The organism is Aminobacter sp. AP02, assembly GCF_003148805.1.
Lineage (GTDB): Bacteria > Pseudomonadota > Alphaproteobacteria > Rhizobiales > Rhizobiaceae > Aminobacter.
Window position 1 is genome coordinate 21,558 of the sequence record NZ_QGGX01000030.1, and the last position, 14,326, is coordinate 35,883.

A 14,326-nucleotide genomic window follows, 5' to 3' on the forward strand; every position below is an offset into this window, starting at 1 on the left:
AAAAAAGCGAATGGTTGTCTCGCATTTTCTGCGATGGATCGACACGGCCAAGGTCAGCGAGCGGGCAGCCGCCGCGGCAGCCTTGGCGAACGCCTATGTCAACCGCCAGATGCCTTTCGAGGACCGCTGCGCTGCAGAGGCAGCATTGACGCTGCTGCTTGACGATCCCTCATCGAAGGTACGTCAGGCGCTGGCCGAGGCACTGTCGATGAGTGCGCATGCGCCGCTTCAGATCATTTCGGCTCTGGCCTCCGACCAGCCTGATGTGGCGGCCATGGTAATTGCACGTTCGCCCTTGCTGACCGATGCGGACCTGATCGATCGGGTGGCGTCTGGCTCGGTCGCGCTTCAGAAACTTGTCGCTGACCGGGCAGTCGTTTCGATGTCACTTGCGGCGGCCATCGCCGAGGTGGGCGAGGCGGAGACCTGTGTCGTGTTGCTGCAGAACTATGGCGCCACTATCGCTTCGCTGAGCTTCCGCCGGATCGCCGAACGCTTTGGCCACGACGCGCGCGTGCGAGAGGCACTTGTTGCCGACCCGCGTCTGCCGTCCGACTGCCGGCATCTGCTACTGGTCAAGCTCGGTGAGGCCTTGAGGGCATCCCCTTTGGTCATGGCGTTGATGGGTGCTGCGCGGGCCGAAAAGGTGACGCGCGAGGCCTGCGTGAAGGCATCTTTGACACTCATCGAAGGTACCCGCGCCGACGAGCACTTGGCGCTGGTCGAACATTTGCGTTTGAGGGGCGACCTGACGGCGAGCTTCATCATCCGCATCCTCGCCCATGGCAAGGTTGACTTTTTCGGTGCCGCCCTGGTCGTGTTGACCGGCCGCGACGAACCACGGGTAAGGGCGCTGCTATCGGCCGGGCAGGATGTTGCGTTGACCGCACTGTTCCGATCCGCTGGTCTGGCTGATGCGACGCATGCGATCATCTTGCGCGCTCTGAAGGTCTGGCGCGAGGTGGCCAATGGCCGCCGCGTTGCCGGCGCCCAGGAAGTCAGCTGGCTGATGCTCAAGGAGTTGGGCGGCCAGACAGCTCAGGGCGAATTGGCGGGTTTGGTAAAGTCGATCCACCTTGAAGCGCTGCGCGAGAATGCGCGTGGCCATGCACTGGCGATTGCGGCTGCCTAGGCAGGCAGCCGGCGCGCCTCAGATATCCAGAACTTCCGTCTGCGCAAACTCGGCGCGGTCCTGGATGAAGCGGAAGCGCGCTTCCGGCTTGGTGCCCATCAGCGCATCGACGGCCGACTTGGTGGCGTCTTCCGCATCGATCACGTCGACCCGCAGGAGCGTGCGCTTCTTGGGGTCCATCGTGGTTTCCTTGAGCTGGCTCGCCATCATCTCGCCAAGGCCCTTGAAACGGCCGATCTCGACCTTGCCACGTCCATTGAATTCGGTCCGCAGAAGCTCTTCCTTGTGGGCGTCGTCGCGGGCATAGCCAACCTTGCCACCCTGACGCAGGCTGTAGAGCGGCGGCACGGCCATATAGAGATGGCCGTCGCGGATCAGCTGCGGCATCTCCTGGTAGAAGAACGTGATCAGCAAGGAAGCAATGTGGGCACCGTCGACGTCGGCGTCGGTCATGATGATGACGCGGTCGTAACGAAGGTCTTCGTCGCGGTATTTCGAACGCGTGCCGCAGCCTAGCGCCTGGATCAGGTCGGCGATCTGCTGGTTGGCGGTCAGCTTGTCGTGGCCGGCGCTGGCAACGTTGAGGATCTTGCCGCGAAGCGGCAGGATCGCCTGCATCGAGCGGTCGCGCGCCTGCTTGGCCGAGCCGCCCGCCGAGTCGCCTTCGACGATGAACAGTTCGGCGCCGGCGGCGGCGTTCTGCGTGCAGTCGGCGAGCTTGCCGGGCAGGCGCAGCTTGCGCACGGCGCTCTTGCGCGAAACTTCCTTTTCCTGGCGTCGGCGAACGCGCTCGTCGGCCCGCGCGATGACCCAGTCGAGCAGTTTGGAGGCTTCCTGCGGGTTGTCGGCGAGCCAGTGGTCGAAGGGATCGCGGAGCGCGGTCTCGACGATGCGCATGGCTTCGACGGTTGCCAGCTTGTCCTTGGTCTGGCCGACGAACTCCGGCTCGCGGATGAACACCGACATCATGCCAGCCGCCGAGATCATCACGTCTTCGCTGGTCATGATCGAGGCGCGCTTGTTGCCGACGAGGTCGGCGTAGGCACGCAGGCCGCGCGTCAGCGCGTTGCGGAAGCCCATCTCGTGGGTGCCGCCGTCGCCGGTCGGGATCGTGTTGCAATAGGAATTGATGAAGCCGTCGCCACCATACCAGGTGACTGCCCATTCCACCGAGCCGTGGCCGCCCTGCTTTTCGCTCTTGCCCGAGAAGATTTCACGGGTGACCTGCATCTCATCGCCGAGCGAGGCCTTCAGGTAGTCGCCGAGGCCGCCTGGGAAATGGAACACCGCCTTGGCCGGCGTCTCGTCCTTTTCCTTGAGCAGCGCGGGGTCGCAGCTCCAGCGGATCTCGACGCCGCCGAAGAGATAAGCCTTCGAGCGCGCCATCTTGTAGATGCGAGCCGGCTCGAAATGCGCGGTCTTTCCGAAAATCTCCGGGTCGGGATGGAAGCGTACCTTGGTGCCGCGCCGGTTGTGCACGTCGCCGAGGCTTTCAAGCCCGCCTTGCGGCACGCCGCGCGAAAAGCGCTGGCGATAGAGCTGGCGTCCGCGCGCGACTTCGACCTCGAGTTGGTCGGAAAGTGCGTTGACCACCGAAACGCCGACGCCGTGAAGACCGCCGGAAGTCTCATACACCTTGGAGTCGAACTTTCCGCCGGCGTGCAGCGTCGTCATGATGACTTCGAGCGCCGACTTGTTCTTGAACTTCGGATGAGGGTCGACGGGGATGCCGCGGCCATTGTCGGTGACGGTCAAAAAGCCTTCGGCATCGAGTTCAACTTCGATGAAGGTCGCATGACCCGCCACGGCCTCGTCCATCGAGTTGTCGATGACTTCGGCGAAAAGGTGATGCTGCGCTTTTTCATCGGTGCCGCCAATGTACATGCCGGGCCTACGACGAACCGGCTCCAGGCCTTCCAGCACTTCGATGTCGGCAGCGCTATAGCCTTCGCTGCCATCCTTGACAGCCGGTGCCGGTCGTTTGGAAGCCGCAGCCGCCTGCACCAACGGATCCGCCGGGCGCGAAACGGGGCGAAGAGGTTGCTTGTCGAGGCTGCCGAAAAGGTCGTTGCTGTCGTCCACGGTTTTTCCGATGCTGCGAATCACATGTTCGAGTTTGCCAGTTTTGCCGGTCCGGCAACAGTTCCTGATCTGTTCGTACACGGCCCGTTCGATATGCCCGAAATGGCCGGGGCGTCGCAACCGTTCGTAAACGCTATCCGAAATCGTCGCGCCCAGGCGGCGATTGAAGCGGCTTTGTAAGGTTGCGGCTAACCTGAATTGCCCACTAACTGCTGCCCGAACATTCGGACATCAGGAAGGCCGCGCCGTGCTTGACTTTGGTTCCTTGTTGCTTGCCACGGCCCTGTCGGGTGCGTGCCTGAGCGGAACACTCGTCGCGATCTGGCTGACGGCGCGTCAGTCCCGTTTCGTTTTCACGATGGCGGTGGGGATACTACTTCTCGTCGCCCATGTCATCGCCTTTTGGCTCTATGGTCGCTATGCCGCGCCGTGGCTCGGGCAGGGAATGCTGGCGCTGCTGATGGCCGGCTTTTTTGTCGTCTTCACCTCGGCTGACCAATATATCGAGCGCGGCTGGTCGAGGCCGACGGCGCTGCCGATCGCTATTGTCATCGGGATTACTGTCGTCGTGACCGCAGCGGGGTACGACGGCCTCGGTTTCGTCATCGCTTACTTGGCGGTTACAGGGATTCTCGTCATGATCGCCGCCGCGTTCTGGACCGGCAAGGATGTCGATCGGCGCGTGCTGGTGCCGGTCTCGCTGCTGACCGGCAGCAGCGCCGTGTCCTTTGCCCTGTGCGCTTTCGTTATCATCCAGCAGAAGCAGTGGGTGCTGGGCGGCGTGCCCAGCAACTGGGCCGAGGACGTGAACACAGTCGTGGTCGTCGCCTGCATGACCGCGCTCGGCGCGCTGACCATTTCCTTCCATCATCTGCGCACGCACCGCAGGCTGACCGAAGAAACCCTGACTGATCCGTTGACTGGCCTGCTGAATCGCAGGGCGCTGGCCATGTTCCACGGCGACACGCACTTCGGCTCCACGATGGCGCTTGCCATGTTCGATCTCGATCATTTCAAGCGGACGAACGATATCTTTGGCCACGCTGTCGGCGACCGAGTGCTGCAGCGTTTTGCCGACGTTGTCCGGAAACACGCTCACGATGGTGTCGAGGGGTTCCGGCTCGGCGGCGAGGAGTTTGCAGTCGTCTTGTCAGGCGTAACTGCGATCGATGCGTACAGGATCCTGCGCGCGATCGGCGTTTCTTTCGGTGCAGAGATCGTTGCGACCAAGCTCGGCCCCCTGCGCAGCACGGTCAGCGTCGGCGTCTGTTTTGGCGACGATGATGCCGCCACGCTTGAACATATGCTGCTGGCCGCCGACACTGCCCTTTATGCGGCCAAGCGCGCCGGACGCAACCGCGTGGCGACAGCCAATACCCCGGACAGCGAGTGGTCTCGCGAGCCCGAACTCCTGTCAGCCTAAGCTCAAGGCTTGTGGTGGCGTAACCGCAGGTTCAAGTCAGCGGGACCGCCGCTGAAAATGGAAACGGCCGGACAGGGTGCCCGGCCGTTTCGTGATGTTTGAGCCAGCTTACTCGGCGGCGCCGAGATATTCGCTCAGCGGCGGGCAGGCACAGACCAGGTTGCGGTCGCCGGCAACGTTGTCGATGCGCGATACCGGTGGCCAGTACTTTGCCACGGTGTCGGGATCGCCGCCCGGATAAGCCGCTTCGAGGCGCGAGTAGGGATGGTTCCACTCGCCAGCGAGAGTCTCGGTCGCCGTGTGCGGTGCGTTGGCCAGCGGATTGTCGTCCTTCGGCCACTCACCCTTTTCGACCTTCGCCGCTTCGTTTGCGATCGCGATCATCGCTTCGCAGAAACGGTCGATTTCGTGCTTCGGCTCGGACTCTGTCGGCTCGACCATCAGCGTGCCGGAGACCGGCCACGACATGGTCGGTGCGTGGAAGCCGTAGTCGATCAACCGCTTGGCGATGTCCTCGACTGTAATGCCTGCACGGTCCTTGAGCACGCGGGTGTCGAGGATGCATTCATGCGCGACACGACCGTTGCGGCCCTTGAACAGCACCGGATAGTGCGCTTCGAGCTTGGTAGCGATGTAGTTGGCGTTGAGGATCGCCGTTTCCGTTGCCTGCTTGAGGCCCGAGGCACCCATCATCCGGATGTACATCCAGGTGATCGGCAGGATCGACGCACTGCCGAACGGAGCGGCCGAAACCGCATGCTCGCTGCCGATTTCGACATGGCCGGGCAGGAACGGTGCGAGATGCGACTTGACGCCGATCGGGCCGATGCCGGGGCCGCCGCCGCCATGCGGGATGCAGAAGGTCTTGTGCAGGTTCATGTGGCAGACGTCGGCGCCGATGTCCGCAGGCCGCGAAAGTGCGACCATTGCGTTCAGGTTGGCGCCGTCGAAATAAACCTGGCCGCCATGCGAATGAACGATCTCGCAGATGTCGCGCGCACCTTCCTCGAACACGCCGTGCGTCGAGGGATAGGTGAACATCAGCGCAGCAAGCTTGTCCGCATGTTGTTCGGCCTTGACCTTGAGGTCGGTGACATCGATGTCGCCGTCGTCGAGGCAATGCACGACAACCACGTCCATGCCGGCCATCGCGGCACTGGCCGGATTGGTGCCGTGCGCGGAAGACGGTATGAGGCAGATGTTGCGCTGGGTGTCACCACGCGAATGGTGATAGCGGCGGATCGCCAGGAGGCCGGCATATTCGCCCTGGCTACCGGCATTCGGCTGCAGGCTGACTGCATCGAAGCCGGTGATCTCGCAAAGCCAGGCTTCGAGATCGTCGGTCATCGCGCGGTAGCCGAGCGAGTGGCTGGTCGGTGCGAACGGATGCAGGTTGGCGACCGACGGCCAGCTGACGGGCATCATTTCGGCGGCCGCATTGAGCTTCATCGTGCAGGAGCCAAGCGGGATCATGGCGCGGTCGAGTGCAAGATCCTTGTCGGCCAGCCTGCGCAGGAAGCGCATCATGTCGGTTTCCGAGCGGTTCTGATGGAATACCTGCTGCGTCAGGAACTCCTTGCCACGCGGCTTGCCCGGCAGCGAACGCTTGGCCTCTGCTACGATCCTTGCCCCGAACAGGGCGGCGATCGCCTCGAGATCGGCAGGGGTCGAGGTCTCGTCGAAGGCGACCGAAACGTGGTCGGCGTCGATGACTCGCAGCAAGCGACCCGTCTTCTCTGCCTCGGCGGCAAAAATTTCTGCCTTGCCCTTGGCTTCGATCGTGACGGTGTCGAAACGCTTGTCGCCGAGCACCGACAGGCCGGCGGCCTTGAGGCCTTCGGCGAGGCGGCTAGCCAACGAATGGATACGCTCCGAGATCGCCTGAAGGCCAGTTGGGCCATGCCAGATGGCGAAAGATGCCGCCATGTTGGCGAGCAGGGCCTGCGCCGTGCAGATGTTCGACGTCGCCTTGTCGCGGCGGATATGCTGCTCGCGCGTTTGCAGAGCCAGGCGGTAGCCGGGACGGCCCTTGCTGTCGACTGACTGGCCAACGAGGCGGCCCGGCATCAAGCGGGTCAGCTTGTCGGAAACGGCGCAATAGGCAGCGTGCGGGCCACCAAAGCCCATCGGCACGCCGAAGCGCTGCATAGAGCCGGTGGCGATGTCGGCGCCAAGGCTGGCCGGCGTATCGGTGACGGTCAGGCTGAGCGGGTCGGACACGAAAATGACGATCGCGCCGACAGCCTTTGCCTTTTCGATCGCCGACTTGTGGTCGCCATAGACGCCGTTGGTGTCGGGCCAGGAAACGATCAGCGCTGCGGTACTGTCGTCGATGGTCTCGCCGTCGATTTCGGTGCCGAGTGGCTCGGCGCGGGTCCGAACGACGTCGAGCACCTGCGGATGGGCTGCACCGGCAAGCGCGACGCGGCTGCGCTTGTCGCGGTGATGGCGCAGCGCGATGCCGACAGCTTCGGCGACCGCTGTCGCTTCATCGAGCAGCGAGGCGGAGGCGACGGGCAGGCCGGTCAGTTCGGCAACCAGCGTCTGGAAGTGGAACAGCAATTCCAGGCGGCCTTGGCTGATTTCGGCCTGGTAAGGCGTATAGGCGGTGTACCAGGCCGGGTTCTCGAACAGGTTGCGCTGGATGACCGGAGGCACGTTGACGCCATGATAGCCGGCACCAATGAAGCTCTTCAGCACCTTGTTGCGGCTCATCTTCTCGCCTAGCTCGGCGAGCGCTTCATGTTCGCTCGCGGGTGCCGGCAGGTTCAGCGCGCGATCGAGCCGGATCGACTTCGGAACCGCTTGCGAAATCAGCGTTTCGACCGAAGGCACGCCGATGGCGGCCAGCATGGCGCGGGAATCCGTCGCGCCGGGCCCGATGTGACGGGCCGAAAAGGGATAAGGTGCAGTGGTCATCTCAGGCGATCCTGTCAACCGATATGGGCTTTGTAGCCAGCTTCATCCATCAGGCCATCGAGCTGGCCCGCATTGGCGATCTTCATCTTCCACAGCCAGCCGTCGCCGGTGGCAGCCGAATTGACGAGGGCCGGGTCGGCCGAGAGCGTCGCATTGGTGTCGATGATCTCGCCGTCGAGCGGCGCATAGACGTCCGAGGCCGCCTTGACGGATTCAACGACGACCGCGACGTCGCCCTTGGCGACCTTGCGTCCGGTCTCGGGCAATTCGACGAAAACCAGGTCGCCAAGCTGTTCCTGGGCGTAGTCGGTAATGCCGACTGTTGCGACATCGCCCTCGACGCGCAGCCACTCATGGTCTTCGGTGTAATAGGTCTTGGTCATGGAAATCATCCTTTGCGATAGCGATGCTGCGTGAAGGGAAGGGAATGGACGTCGACGGGCACCTTGGTGCCGCGCACATCCGCGAAGACGCGGGTTCCGGCCTTGGCCAGCGGGGTGGAGACGTAACCCATGGCGACAGGGAAGCCAGCCGAGGGGCCAAAGCCGCCGGAGGTAACGCGGCCGACACGGTTGCCGTCGGCATCGAAGAGTTCAGCGCCCGAGCGCACCGGCTGGCGGCCTTCAGGCTTCAGGCCGACGCGCTTTTCCTGGGCGCCGGCAGCGAGGATGCTCGCCAGCGCGGCGGCGCCGATGAACTTGCCCTCGGCGCGCAGGTCCTTCGGGATGGCCCACATCAGGCCGGCACTTGCCGGATCGGTGTCGGGGGTGATGTCGTTGCCGTGCAGGCAAAGACCTGCTTCGAGACGAAGGCTGTCACGGGCGGCAAGGCCGATCCACATGACACGCTCGTCGGCGAGCAGCTTGCCGAGCAACTCGCGAGCGTCGGCTTCAGGCAGGCCGATCTCGAAACCGTCCTCGCCGGTGTAGCCGGAGCGGCTCATGAACCAGTTGGCGCGCGGCTCGAAGCCTTGCATGAACAACAGGCCGTCGGTGGCAATACCGGCCTTTTCGAGCACGATGGCTGCTTCCGGGCCCTGAATGGCGATGAAGACGCGGTCAAGCGGCTCGACATTCGCGTCGAAGTCGTTGGCCAGCGCTCTCAGATGCGCTTCGTCGGTCGCGGCATTGCCTGCGTTGGCGACGACCATGAAACGCTCGTCGCCAAGCCTGGTGATGATCAGGTCGTCGATGACGCCCGCGCCTTCGGTGAGGAAGAAGGTGTATTTCGACTGCTTGAACTCGAGTGCCTTGGCATCGAGCGGACAGGCGCGGTTGATGAGGTCGGCGGCACCCGGTCCGCTGACCACGAACAGCTTCATGTGGGAAATGTCGAACAGGCCGACATGCTCGCGGGTGTGAAGGTGCTCCTTCATCACGCCGGCAGGGTAGGTCAACGGCATGTTCCAGCCGGCAAAAGCGCCAAAGCGCGCACCAGCGGCGGAATGCAGGTCTGCAAGGGGTAGTTCGTTGGTTTTGTCGCCCGTCATGTCTTCTCCAGAGTCGCACGTGTCCAGCCGCTGTGGCGGCCATTCCGTGCCCCTCTGTCTGAAGCCTGAGAGACTCGCGCTCCGGAACTCTGTCGGCAGCGCTTACACCTTCGGCGCGGGATCAAAGTCCCGACTTTCCAGAGTGTCCTTCCCGTTTACGGTTCTTTTGCCTGAGAGATTTCGGGCGATTTCCCCTTCGGCGTCAGCTTTCGCTGCTCTCTCCCGCAAACAGGTGGAGCCCGCAAAGGCTCCAGACGAGTCGTCAATATCCCAAGCACGACGCTTTGTCACCTAGACGCGCAGTGCTTATTCACCGGGAGGATAGTCCTATTCAATACTTCCGGGTAGTGCCTCTCAGGCGTTTGCACCTTCCAGCTTGCGCAGGTCGCGCTCAAGCTGGCCGATCAGGTTGCCGGTCTGGCGGTGCAGCCGTCGCAGCCGCTCCATCTGCTGCGAGACCGAAGCCACGGAGAGATCGTCTTCCCGCGGAGCGGGGCCGATGCCGTGCAGGATCCAGGAGATGCTGGTGCCAAGCAGTCCGGCCAGCTTGTTGATGCGATGCGCTCCGGGTTGCGAGCGGTCGCGCTCCCAGGCGTTGATTGTAGCTGTCTTCACTCCGAGCCGCCATGCAAGGTCCGCAGCGCTCAGGCCAGTCGCTTCGCGGGCCCGCGACAAGCGTCCGCCAATGGTGTCGAAATCGGGGTTTTGTTCATAGATGTTCGTGGTGTCGGACACCAGATGGGCCTCCTATGGTGCGTTGGATTTGGGCCGCAGCATGGATGGGCGGCACGAAGCGAGCATCGACCACCAGGGCCGGCCGTGCAACCGTAAGATCCGGAAAAGTTGTCAACTTCTTGAAAAGTCGACGGAGTAATTTCGCTCGACTGGTATGCTTCAGATGCCGCCATACCAGTCGTAGCCGCGGTCTTCCCAATAGCCGCCCTTTCCGAGCCCCATTGTGCCGAAGCTGTCGACCAGTTCGATCTTGTGGACGTATTTCGGCATCTTGTAGCCGAGCTGGCGCTCGACCCGTACGCGTAGCGGCGCGCCGTTCTCCACCGGCAGCGGCCGGCCATTCATGCCGTAAGCGAGGATTGTTTGGGGATGGCGAGCATCGACCAGGTCGATCGAACCGTAGTATTTGATGTTACCCGACAAGCTCTGCTCGATCGTGTCGAGGCAATGAAAGACCGCGTAGCGCGCCTGAGGCTTCACCACTGCCTGGTCGAGCACGAGCGCCATCGGAACGCCCGTCCATTTGGCGATGCAACTCCAGCCTTCGACGCAGTCGTGGCGGGTGATCTGGGTGCGCGAGGGCATGCTCATCAGCTGCTGCCGAGACAAGGACAGCGGCTTTTCGACAAGGCCGATGACCTGCAGCCGCCAATCGGCAAAATCGTTGGATTGGAGTGCGAGGTAGGTGTCGTCGTTGGGGGCGGTGATGCCATTGGGCCGCTGCGGTTGGCGGATGTCGGCCTCGGTGAATTCCTGGGCGAGGGATGAGCGCCCGGCGATCAGCCTTTGGGCGTGGTAAGTCAGATCGTTGGCGCCGGTGAGAAAGTTGCGCACCTTGCTGTCGCGGTCCTGCAGGAAGTCGAAGGCATCGCAGCCGGAGAGCGCAACCGTCGACGCCCCAAGTGTTGCTGCGGTAAGGAAGCGGCGGCGAGTGAGCTGGAACCTCGACATCTCAAGCGCTCCCTTGGTGGCGGCCGCTTTCAGGCGGATCGGTGCGATACCAGCCTGTGATGATTGAGCGTAGTTCATTGAACGGACCCGCGGCAAGGATCATCAGCATGTGTATGACGAAGAAGCCGACGAGCAGCGTCATCGTGGCGAAGTGGATGGTTCGTGCGGTCTGACGTCCGCCAAGCAAATCGGCGATGAACGGTACGGCCGCGTTCATGCTGGGTGACATGGCAAGGCCCGTCAGGATCATCAGGGGCAGCAGCATGAACAACACCCCGCCATAGGCAAGTTTTTGCAGGGTGTTGTAGTCGCGGCTGTGATGGAATTTCAGGCGAGCATGATCGGCGATGTCTTTGGGCAGGCGGCGCAGGTCTTCGCCACCGGGCGCGAGATCGCGCCGCAGATGACCACTAAACAGGCTGGCGACGAGCCAGACGAACAGCGTGCCGGATAAAAGCCACGCGAAGAAAAAGTGTACGACGCGGCCGGTTGCCAAATCCTGGCCGGATGGGATGGTCGCCCAGGCGGGGAAAGCTCGGCCGCTCGGATTGTCGCTCGGGCCGGACAGGCCAAGCACACCCGTCGTGTTGAATCGATGGCCGAGAACTGTCGTGTAACCTACTGGTCCTGTTGTCGTATCTTCCGCGCCGATGGTCAACACATCGTTGTTGAAGGCAAATCCGGACTGCTTGCCGATGTAGAGCGCCGGATGTGCGTTGAAGATCTGCAGGCCGCTGAGCAGCAGGAAAAACAGCGACAGCGCCCAGAGCCAATGGGTGAGGCGTGTCCAGCGTGTCTGCCGGTATACGAGCTCGCCTTCGGCGATCGGCATGGGCTGCTTATCTGCCCGATGCGCCATGCGTACTTGGCTTTCCATCGCACCTGATCTCCCGTGGCATCGGCCGTCCCGGGACGTCATTTTACGCCCCATCGAAAGTGATTACGCTTGGAGATTGGGATTTGTTTCGTTGCCGCGATGATATTCGCGTGAGCCGGTCAGTTTGCCAGTGAGACCACGAGGTTGACAGCCGCGGCCACGATGATGGTGTTGAAGAAGAACGACAGGACCGAATGGGCCATTACAGCCTTGCGCATGACGGTGGAGGAGATGTTGGTGTCGGCGGTCTGGGCCGTCATGCCGATGACGAGGGAGAAGTAGAGAAAATCCCAACCGCAAGGGCGCACGGTCTCTGGAAATATCAATCCTCCCACCGGAGTGCGGCTGCGCGTTGACGCTGTTTTGTCACCCTTCCAGAAGAGATGGGCATAATGCAGCGCCGCCATGGCGTGGATGGTGGACCAGCCCAGTGGCAACGACAGCAGCGAAAAGGCGAGCCAGTAGGGGTGCGGGATCTGCTTGGCGTTCATCAGCACGAACAACGAACCCACAGCCACGGCAATGATGCCGATCGTTACCAGGAAAATGATCCAGACAGGCTCGTCGGCCTGCTGGGCGCGCCGGCTCAGGAAGTCCGCCGTCAGCCTTGGCATTTCACGCAGCACCAGAAGAACGTAGGTCACAAAGAAGGCGTTGGCGGCGATGCTGTAGCTCAAGGGATGTTGCAATACCAGGGCAGCGGCCAGCGCCAGCAGTCCGACGCCGGCGCTGGTGAGGAAAATGACATGACGGCGAAACTGCGTCATGCCGGTTCTTCTCCGGGCGAAGATGCTGCGCGCAACGCTCGCCGTACCATCTGGTCAAGCGCACCGAGAAAACGCGACCGATCCTGTGGCGAAAAGGAAGCGTTGTAGCCCTTGCTCTCGCCGGTTTCGCGCAGATGCTGCTTGAGGTCGCGCATGGCCACGGCCATGCCGATGGTCTCTGGCGTGAAGGGTTTGCCCGTCGGGCCCAGTACATGGGCGCCGAGAGCGACAGTGCGCGCGGCGAGCGGAATGTCGGCGGTGACGACGATGTCGTTGGTCCCGGCGTTCTCGACGATCCAGTCGTCTGCGGCATCCGCACTCTTCGAAACGACGACATTGCGGATCATCGGATCGCGCGAAGGCCGTAGCCCGCCATTGGAGACGAAGGTGACGACAAGGCCCAGTCGTTCGGCGACCTTCACCACCTCGTCCTTCACCGGGCAGGCGTCGGCGTCGACATAGATGATCGGGTTGTTTTCGGTCATTTCAGGCAAGTTCCGGGAAATGGCGTCGTCGAATGGAGACCGACCATGGCACATCCGATCATTCGCGAACAATGGTCCGAAAAACCGACGACCTGCCAACGAGACACGTCGCCGGAGCCTTCGAAACGAACTGGCTTGCGCCTACGCTGCGCTTGCGCGTGAAACAGGCCTGAGCATGTCGATGTGGGGAATATCATCTTCGAGATACTCTTCTGACACCGTCTCGAAGCCGAATGACTTGTAGAACCGTTCGAGATGGCTCTGCGCCGACAGCGCGATCCGACTGCCCGGAAACAGGCTCTCGCAGGCGGCAATCGATTCCACCATCACCTTGTCGCCGAGCCGCTTGCCACGATGATCTGGCGACACCACGACCCGGCCGATATAGGCCGGATCGCTGGCGCCTTTAGGGGCGATGATGCGCGTGCTCGCTAACAGTGCCTTGCCAGCAAGGAGCCTGAGATGCAGAGCCTCGGGGTCCTTGCCGTCCATTTCGGGGAAGGCGCATTTCTGTTCGACGACGAAGACGTCAATGCGCATTTTCAGCATCGTATAGAGGTCGCGCGAAGACATGTCGTCCAGGCTCCTGACGTCGACCTCGTATGCAACTGCGCTCATCAGTAAACCACCACGCTGCGGATGCTCTCGCCGGCATGCATGAGGTCAAAGCCCTTGTTGATGTCTTCGAGCTTGAGCGTATGGGTGATCATCGGGTCGATCTCAATCTTGCCCTCCATGTACCAGTCGACGATCTTAGGCACGTCGGTGCGGCCGCGCGCGCCGCCGAAGGCGGTGCCCCTCCAGGTGCGGCCGGTGACCAGCTGGAACGGCCGCGTCGAGATTTCCTGGCCAGCACCTGCGACGCCGATGACGATCGACTCGCCCCAGCCGCGATGAGCACTTTCCAGCGCCTGGCGCATCACCTTGACGTTGCCGGTGCAGTCGAAGGTGTAGTCGGCGCCGCCGATCTGGTCGGCGCCGCGCTTGGTCAGGTTGACCAGATACGGCACGATGTCGCCGTCGACTTCCTTGGGGTTGACGAAATGGGTCATGCCGAAGCGTTCGCCCCAGGCCTTCTTGTCGTTGTTCAAATCGACGCCGATGATCATGTCGGCGCCCGCCAGACGCAGGCCCTGGATGACGTTGAGGCCGATGCCGCCAAGGCCAAAGACGATGGCGGTCGAACCGATCTCGACGCGTGCCGTGTTGATGACGGCGCCGATGCCGGTGGTCACCCCGCAGCCGATGTAGCAGATCTTGTCGAAGGGCGCGTCGGGATTGACCTTGGCGAGCGCGATCTCGGGCAACACGGTGAAGTTCGAAAAGGTCGAGCAGCCCATGTAGTGGAAGATCTTGTCCTTGCCGATCGAAAAGCGGCTGGAGCCATCGGGCATCAGGCCCTGGCCCTGGGTCGAGCGGATCGCCGTGCACAGGTTGGTCTTGCGCGACAGGCACGACGGGCAGGA

General features: G+C 62.5%; 14 protein-coding genes and 1 riboswitch. Of the genes, 3 read left to right on the top strand and 11 right to left on the bottom strand.

Annotated elements, in window-relative coordinates; translation table 11 throughout:
- Window positions 1–10: 10 nt before the first annotated feature.
- Window positions 11–1,132, top strand: coding sequence for a DUF2336 domain-containing protein (locus tag C8K44_RS24995; RefSeq protein WP_109578471.1), 1,122 nt, complete (start codon window positions 11–13; stop codon window positions 1,130–1,132).
- An 18-nt stretch (window positions 1,133–1,150) separates the two neighbouring features.
- On the opposite strand, the gene parE is transcribed toward C8K44_RS24995, so the two are convergent.
- On the bottom strand, window positions 1,151–3,214 hold the full coding sequence (parE, locus tag C8K44_RS25000; protein WP_109578486.1) for a DNA topoisomerase IV subunit B: 2,064 nt from the start codon (window positions 3,212–3,214) through the stop codon (window positions 1,151–1,153).
- Window positions 3,215–3,238: 24 nt separating this feature from the next.
- Between parE and C8K44_RS27600 the strand changes: the two genes are divergently transcribed.
- Entirely contained in the window at window positions 3,239–3,394 is a 156-nt protein-coding gene (locus C8K44_RS27600; protein WP_158282787.1) for a hypothetical protein, read from the top strand.
- Between the two features lie 265 nt (window positions 3,395–3,659).
- Window positions 3,660–4,637: a GGDEF domain-containing protein gene (locus C8K44_RS25005; protein ID WP_245417627.1), complete on the top strand. Its 978-nt coding sequence runs from the start codon at window positions 3,660–3,662 to the stop codon at window positions 4,635–4,637.
- 108 nt (window positions 4,638–4,745) lie between these two features.
- Here C8K44_RS25005 and gcvP read toward each other — a convergent pair whose 3' ends face one another.
- The 10 genes from gcvP to C8K44_RS25055 all read right to left on the bottom strand — a co-directional run.
- Window positions 4,746–7,556, bottom strand: coding sequence for an aminomethyl-transferring glycine dehydrogenase (gene gcvP / locus C8K44_RS25010; protein WP_109578473.1), 2,811 nt, complete (start codon window positions 7,554–7,556; stop codon window positions 4,746–4,748).
- A 14-nt stretch (window positions 7,557–7,570) separates the two neighbouring features.
- Complete coding sequence (gene gcvH, locus C8K44_RS25015) at window positions 7,571–7,939, bottom strand: glycine cleavage system protein GcvH (RefSeq protein WP_109578487.1); 369 nt, start codon at window positions 7,937–7,939, stop codon at window positions 7,571–7,573.
- 5 nt (window positions 7,940–7,944) lie between these two features.
- Window positions 7,945–9,045, bottom strand: coding sequence for a glycine cleavage system aminomethyltransferase GcvT (gene gcvT / locus C8K44_RS25020; protein WP_109578474.1), 1,101 nt, complete (start codon window positions 9,043–9,045; stop codon window positions 7,945–7,947).
- A gap of 148 nt (window positions 9,046–9,193) precedes the next feature.
- Window positions 9,194–9,280, bottom strand: a riboswitch (glycine riboswitch).
- A gap of 119 nt (window positions 9,281–9,399) precedes the next feature.
- Window positions 9,400–9,780 (bottom strand): helix-turn-helix transcriptional regulator, encoded by a 381-nt coding sequence (locus C8K44_RS25025; RefSeq protein ID WP_109578475.1) that lies wholly within the window; start codon window positions 9,778–9,780, stop codon window positions 9,400–9,402.
- Window positions 9,781–9,939: 159 nt separating this feature from the next.
- Window positions 9,940–10,731 (bottom strand): molybdopterin-binding protein, encoded by a 792-nt coding sequence (locus tag C8K44_RS25030; protein WP_109578476.1) that lies wholly within the window; start codon window positions 10,729–10,731, stop codon window positions 9,940–9,942.
- Between the two features lies 1 nt (window position 10,732).
- Window positions 10,733–11,563, bottom strand: coding sequence for a cytochrome b/b6 domain-containing protein (locus C8K44_RS25035; RefSeq protein ID WP_245417628.1), 831 nt, complete (start codon window positions 11,561–11,563; stop codon window positions 10,733–10,735).
- Between the two features lie 164 nt (window positions 11,564–11,727).
- Window positions 11,728–12,375, bottom strand: a complete 648-nt coding sequence (locus tag C8K44_RS25040) for a DUF1345 domain-containing protein (protein ID WP_109578478.1) — start codon at window positions 12,373–12,375, stop codon at window positions 11,728–11,730.
- The gene (locus C8K44_RS25045) at window positions 12,372–12,860 is read right to left on the bottom strand and encodes a YaiI/YqxD family protein (protein WP_109578479.1); all 489 of its coding nucleotides are present in this window, start codon (window positions 12,858–12,860) and stop codon (window positions 12,372–12,374) included. The genes C8K44_RS25040 and C8K44_RS25045 overlap by 4 nt, the downstream gene beginning before the upstream one ends.
- Window positions 12,861–13,001: 141 nt before the next feature.
- Window positions 13,002–13,478 carry a GNAT family N-acetyltransferase gene (locus C8K44_RS25050; RefSeq protein ID WP_109578480.1) on the bottom strand — a complete coding sequence of 159 codons (477 nt, stop codon included), beginning with the start codon at window positions 13,476–13,478 and terminating at the stop codon, window positions 13,002–13,004.
- Window positions 13,478–14,326: zinc-binding dehydrogenase (locus tag C8K44_RS25055; RefSeq protein WP_109578481.1), on the bottom strand; the 849-nt coding region annotated here is incomplete at its 5' end. The genes C8K44_RS25050 and C8K44_RS25055, both read right to left, overlap by 1 nt.

Coding starts and splice junctions, on each gene's coding strand:
- C8K44_RS24995 (WP_109578471.1), top strand. CDS start 11: ATGGTTGTCTCGCATTTTCTGCGATGGATCGACACGGCCAAGGTCAGC.
- C8K44_RS27600 (WP_158282787.1), top strand. CDS start 3,239: ATGTTCGAGTTTGCCAGTTTTGCCGGTCCGGCAACAGTTCCTGATCTG.
- C8K44_RS25005 (WP_245417627.1), top strand. CDS start 3,660: ATGCTGGCGCTGCTGATGGCCGGCTTTTTTGTCGTCTTCACCTCGGCT.
- gcvP (WP_109578473.1), bottom strand. CDS start 7,556: ATGACCACTGCACCTTATCCCTTTTCGGCCCGTCACATCGGGCCCGGC.
- gcvH (WP_109578487.1), bottom strand. CDS start 7,939: ATGACCAAGACCTATTACACCGAAGACCATGAGTGGCTGCGCGTCGAG.
- gcvT (WP_109578474.1), bottom strand. CDS start 9,045: ATGACGGGCGACAAAACCAACGAACTACCCCTTGCAGACCTGCATTCC.
- C8K44_RS25030 (WP_109578476.1), bottom strand. CDS start 10,731: ATGTCGAGGTTCCAGCTCACTCGCCGCCGCTTCCTTACCGCAGCAACA.
- C8K44_RS25035 (WP_245417628.1), bottom strand. CDS start 11,563: ATGCCGATCGCCGAAGGCGAGCTCGTATACCGGCAGACACGCTGGACA.
- C8K44_RS25040 (WP_109578478.1), bottom strand. CDS start 12,375: ATGACGCAGTTTCGCCGTCATGTCATTTTCCTCACCAGCGCCGGCGTC.
- C8K44_RS25045 (WP_109578479.1), bottom strand. CDS start 12,860: ATGACCGAAAACAACCCGATCATCTATGTCGACGCCGACGCCTGCCCG.
- C8K44_RS25050 (WP_109578480.1), bottom strand. CDS start 13,478: ATGAGCGCAGTTGCATACGAGGTCGACGTCAGGAGCCTGGACGACATG.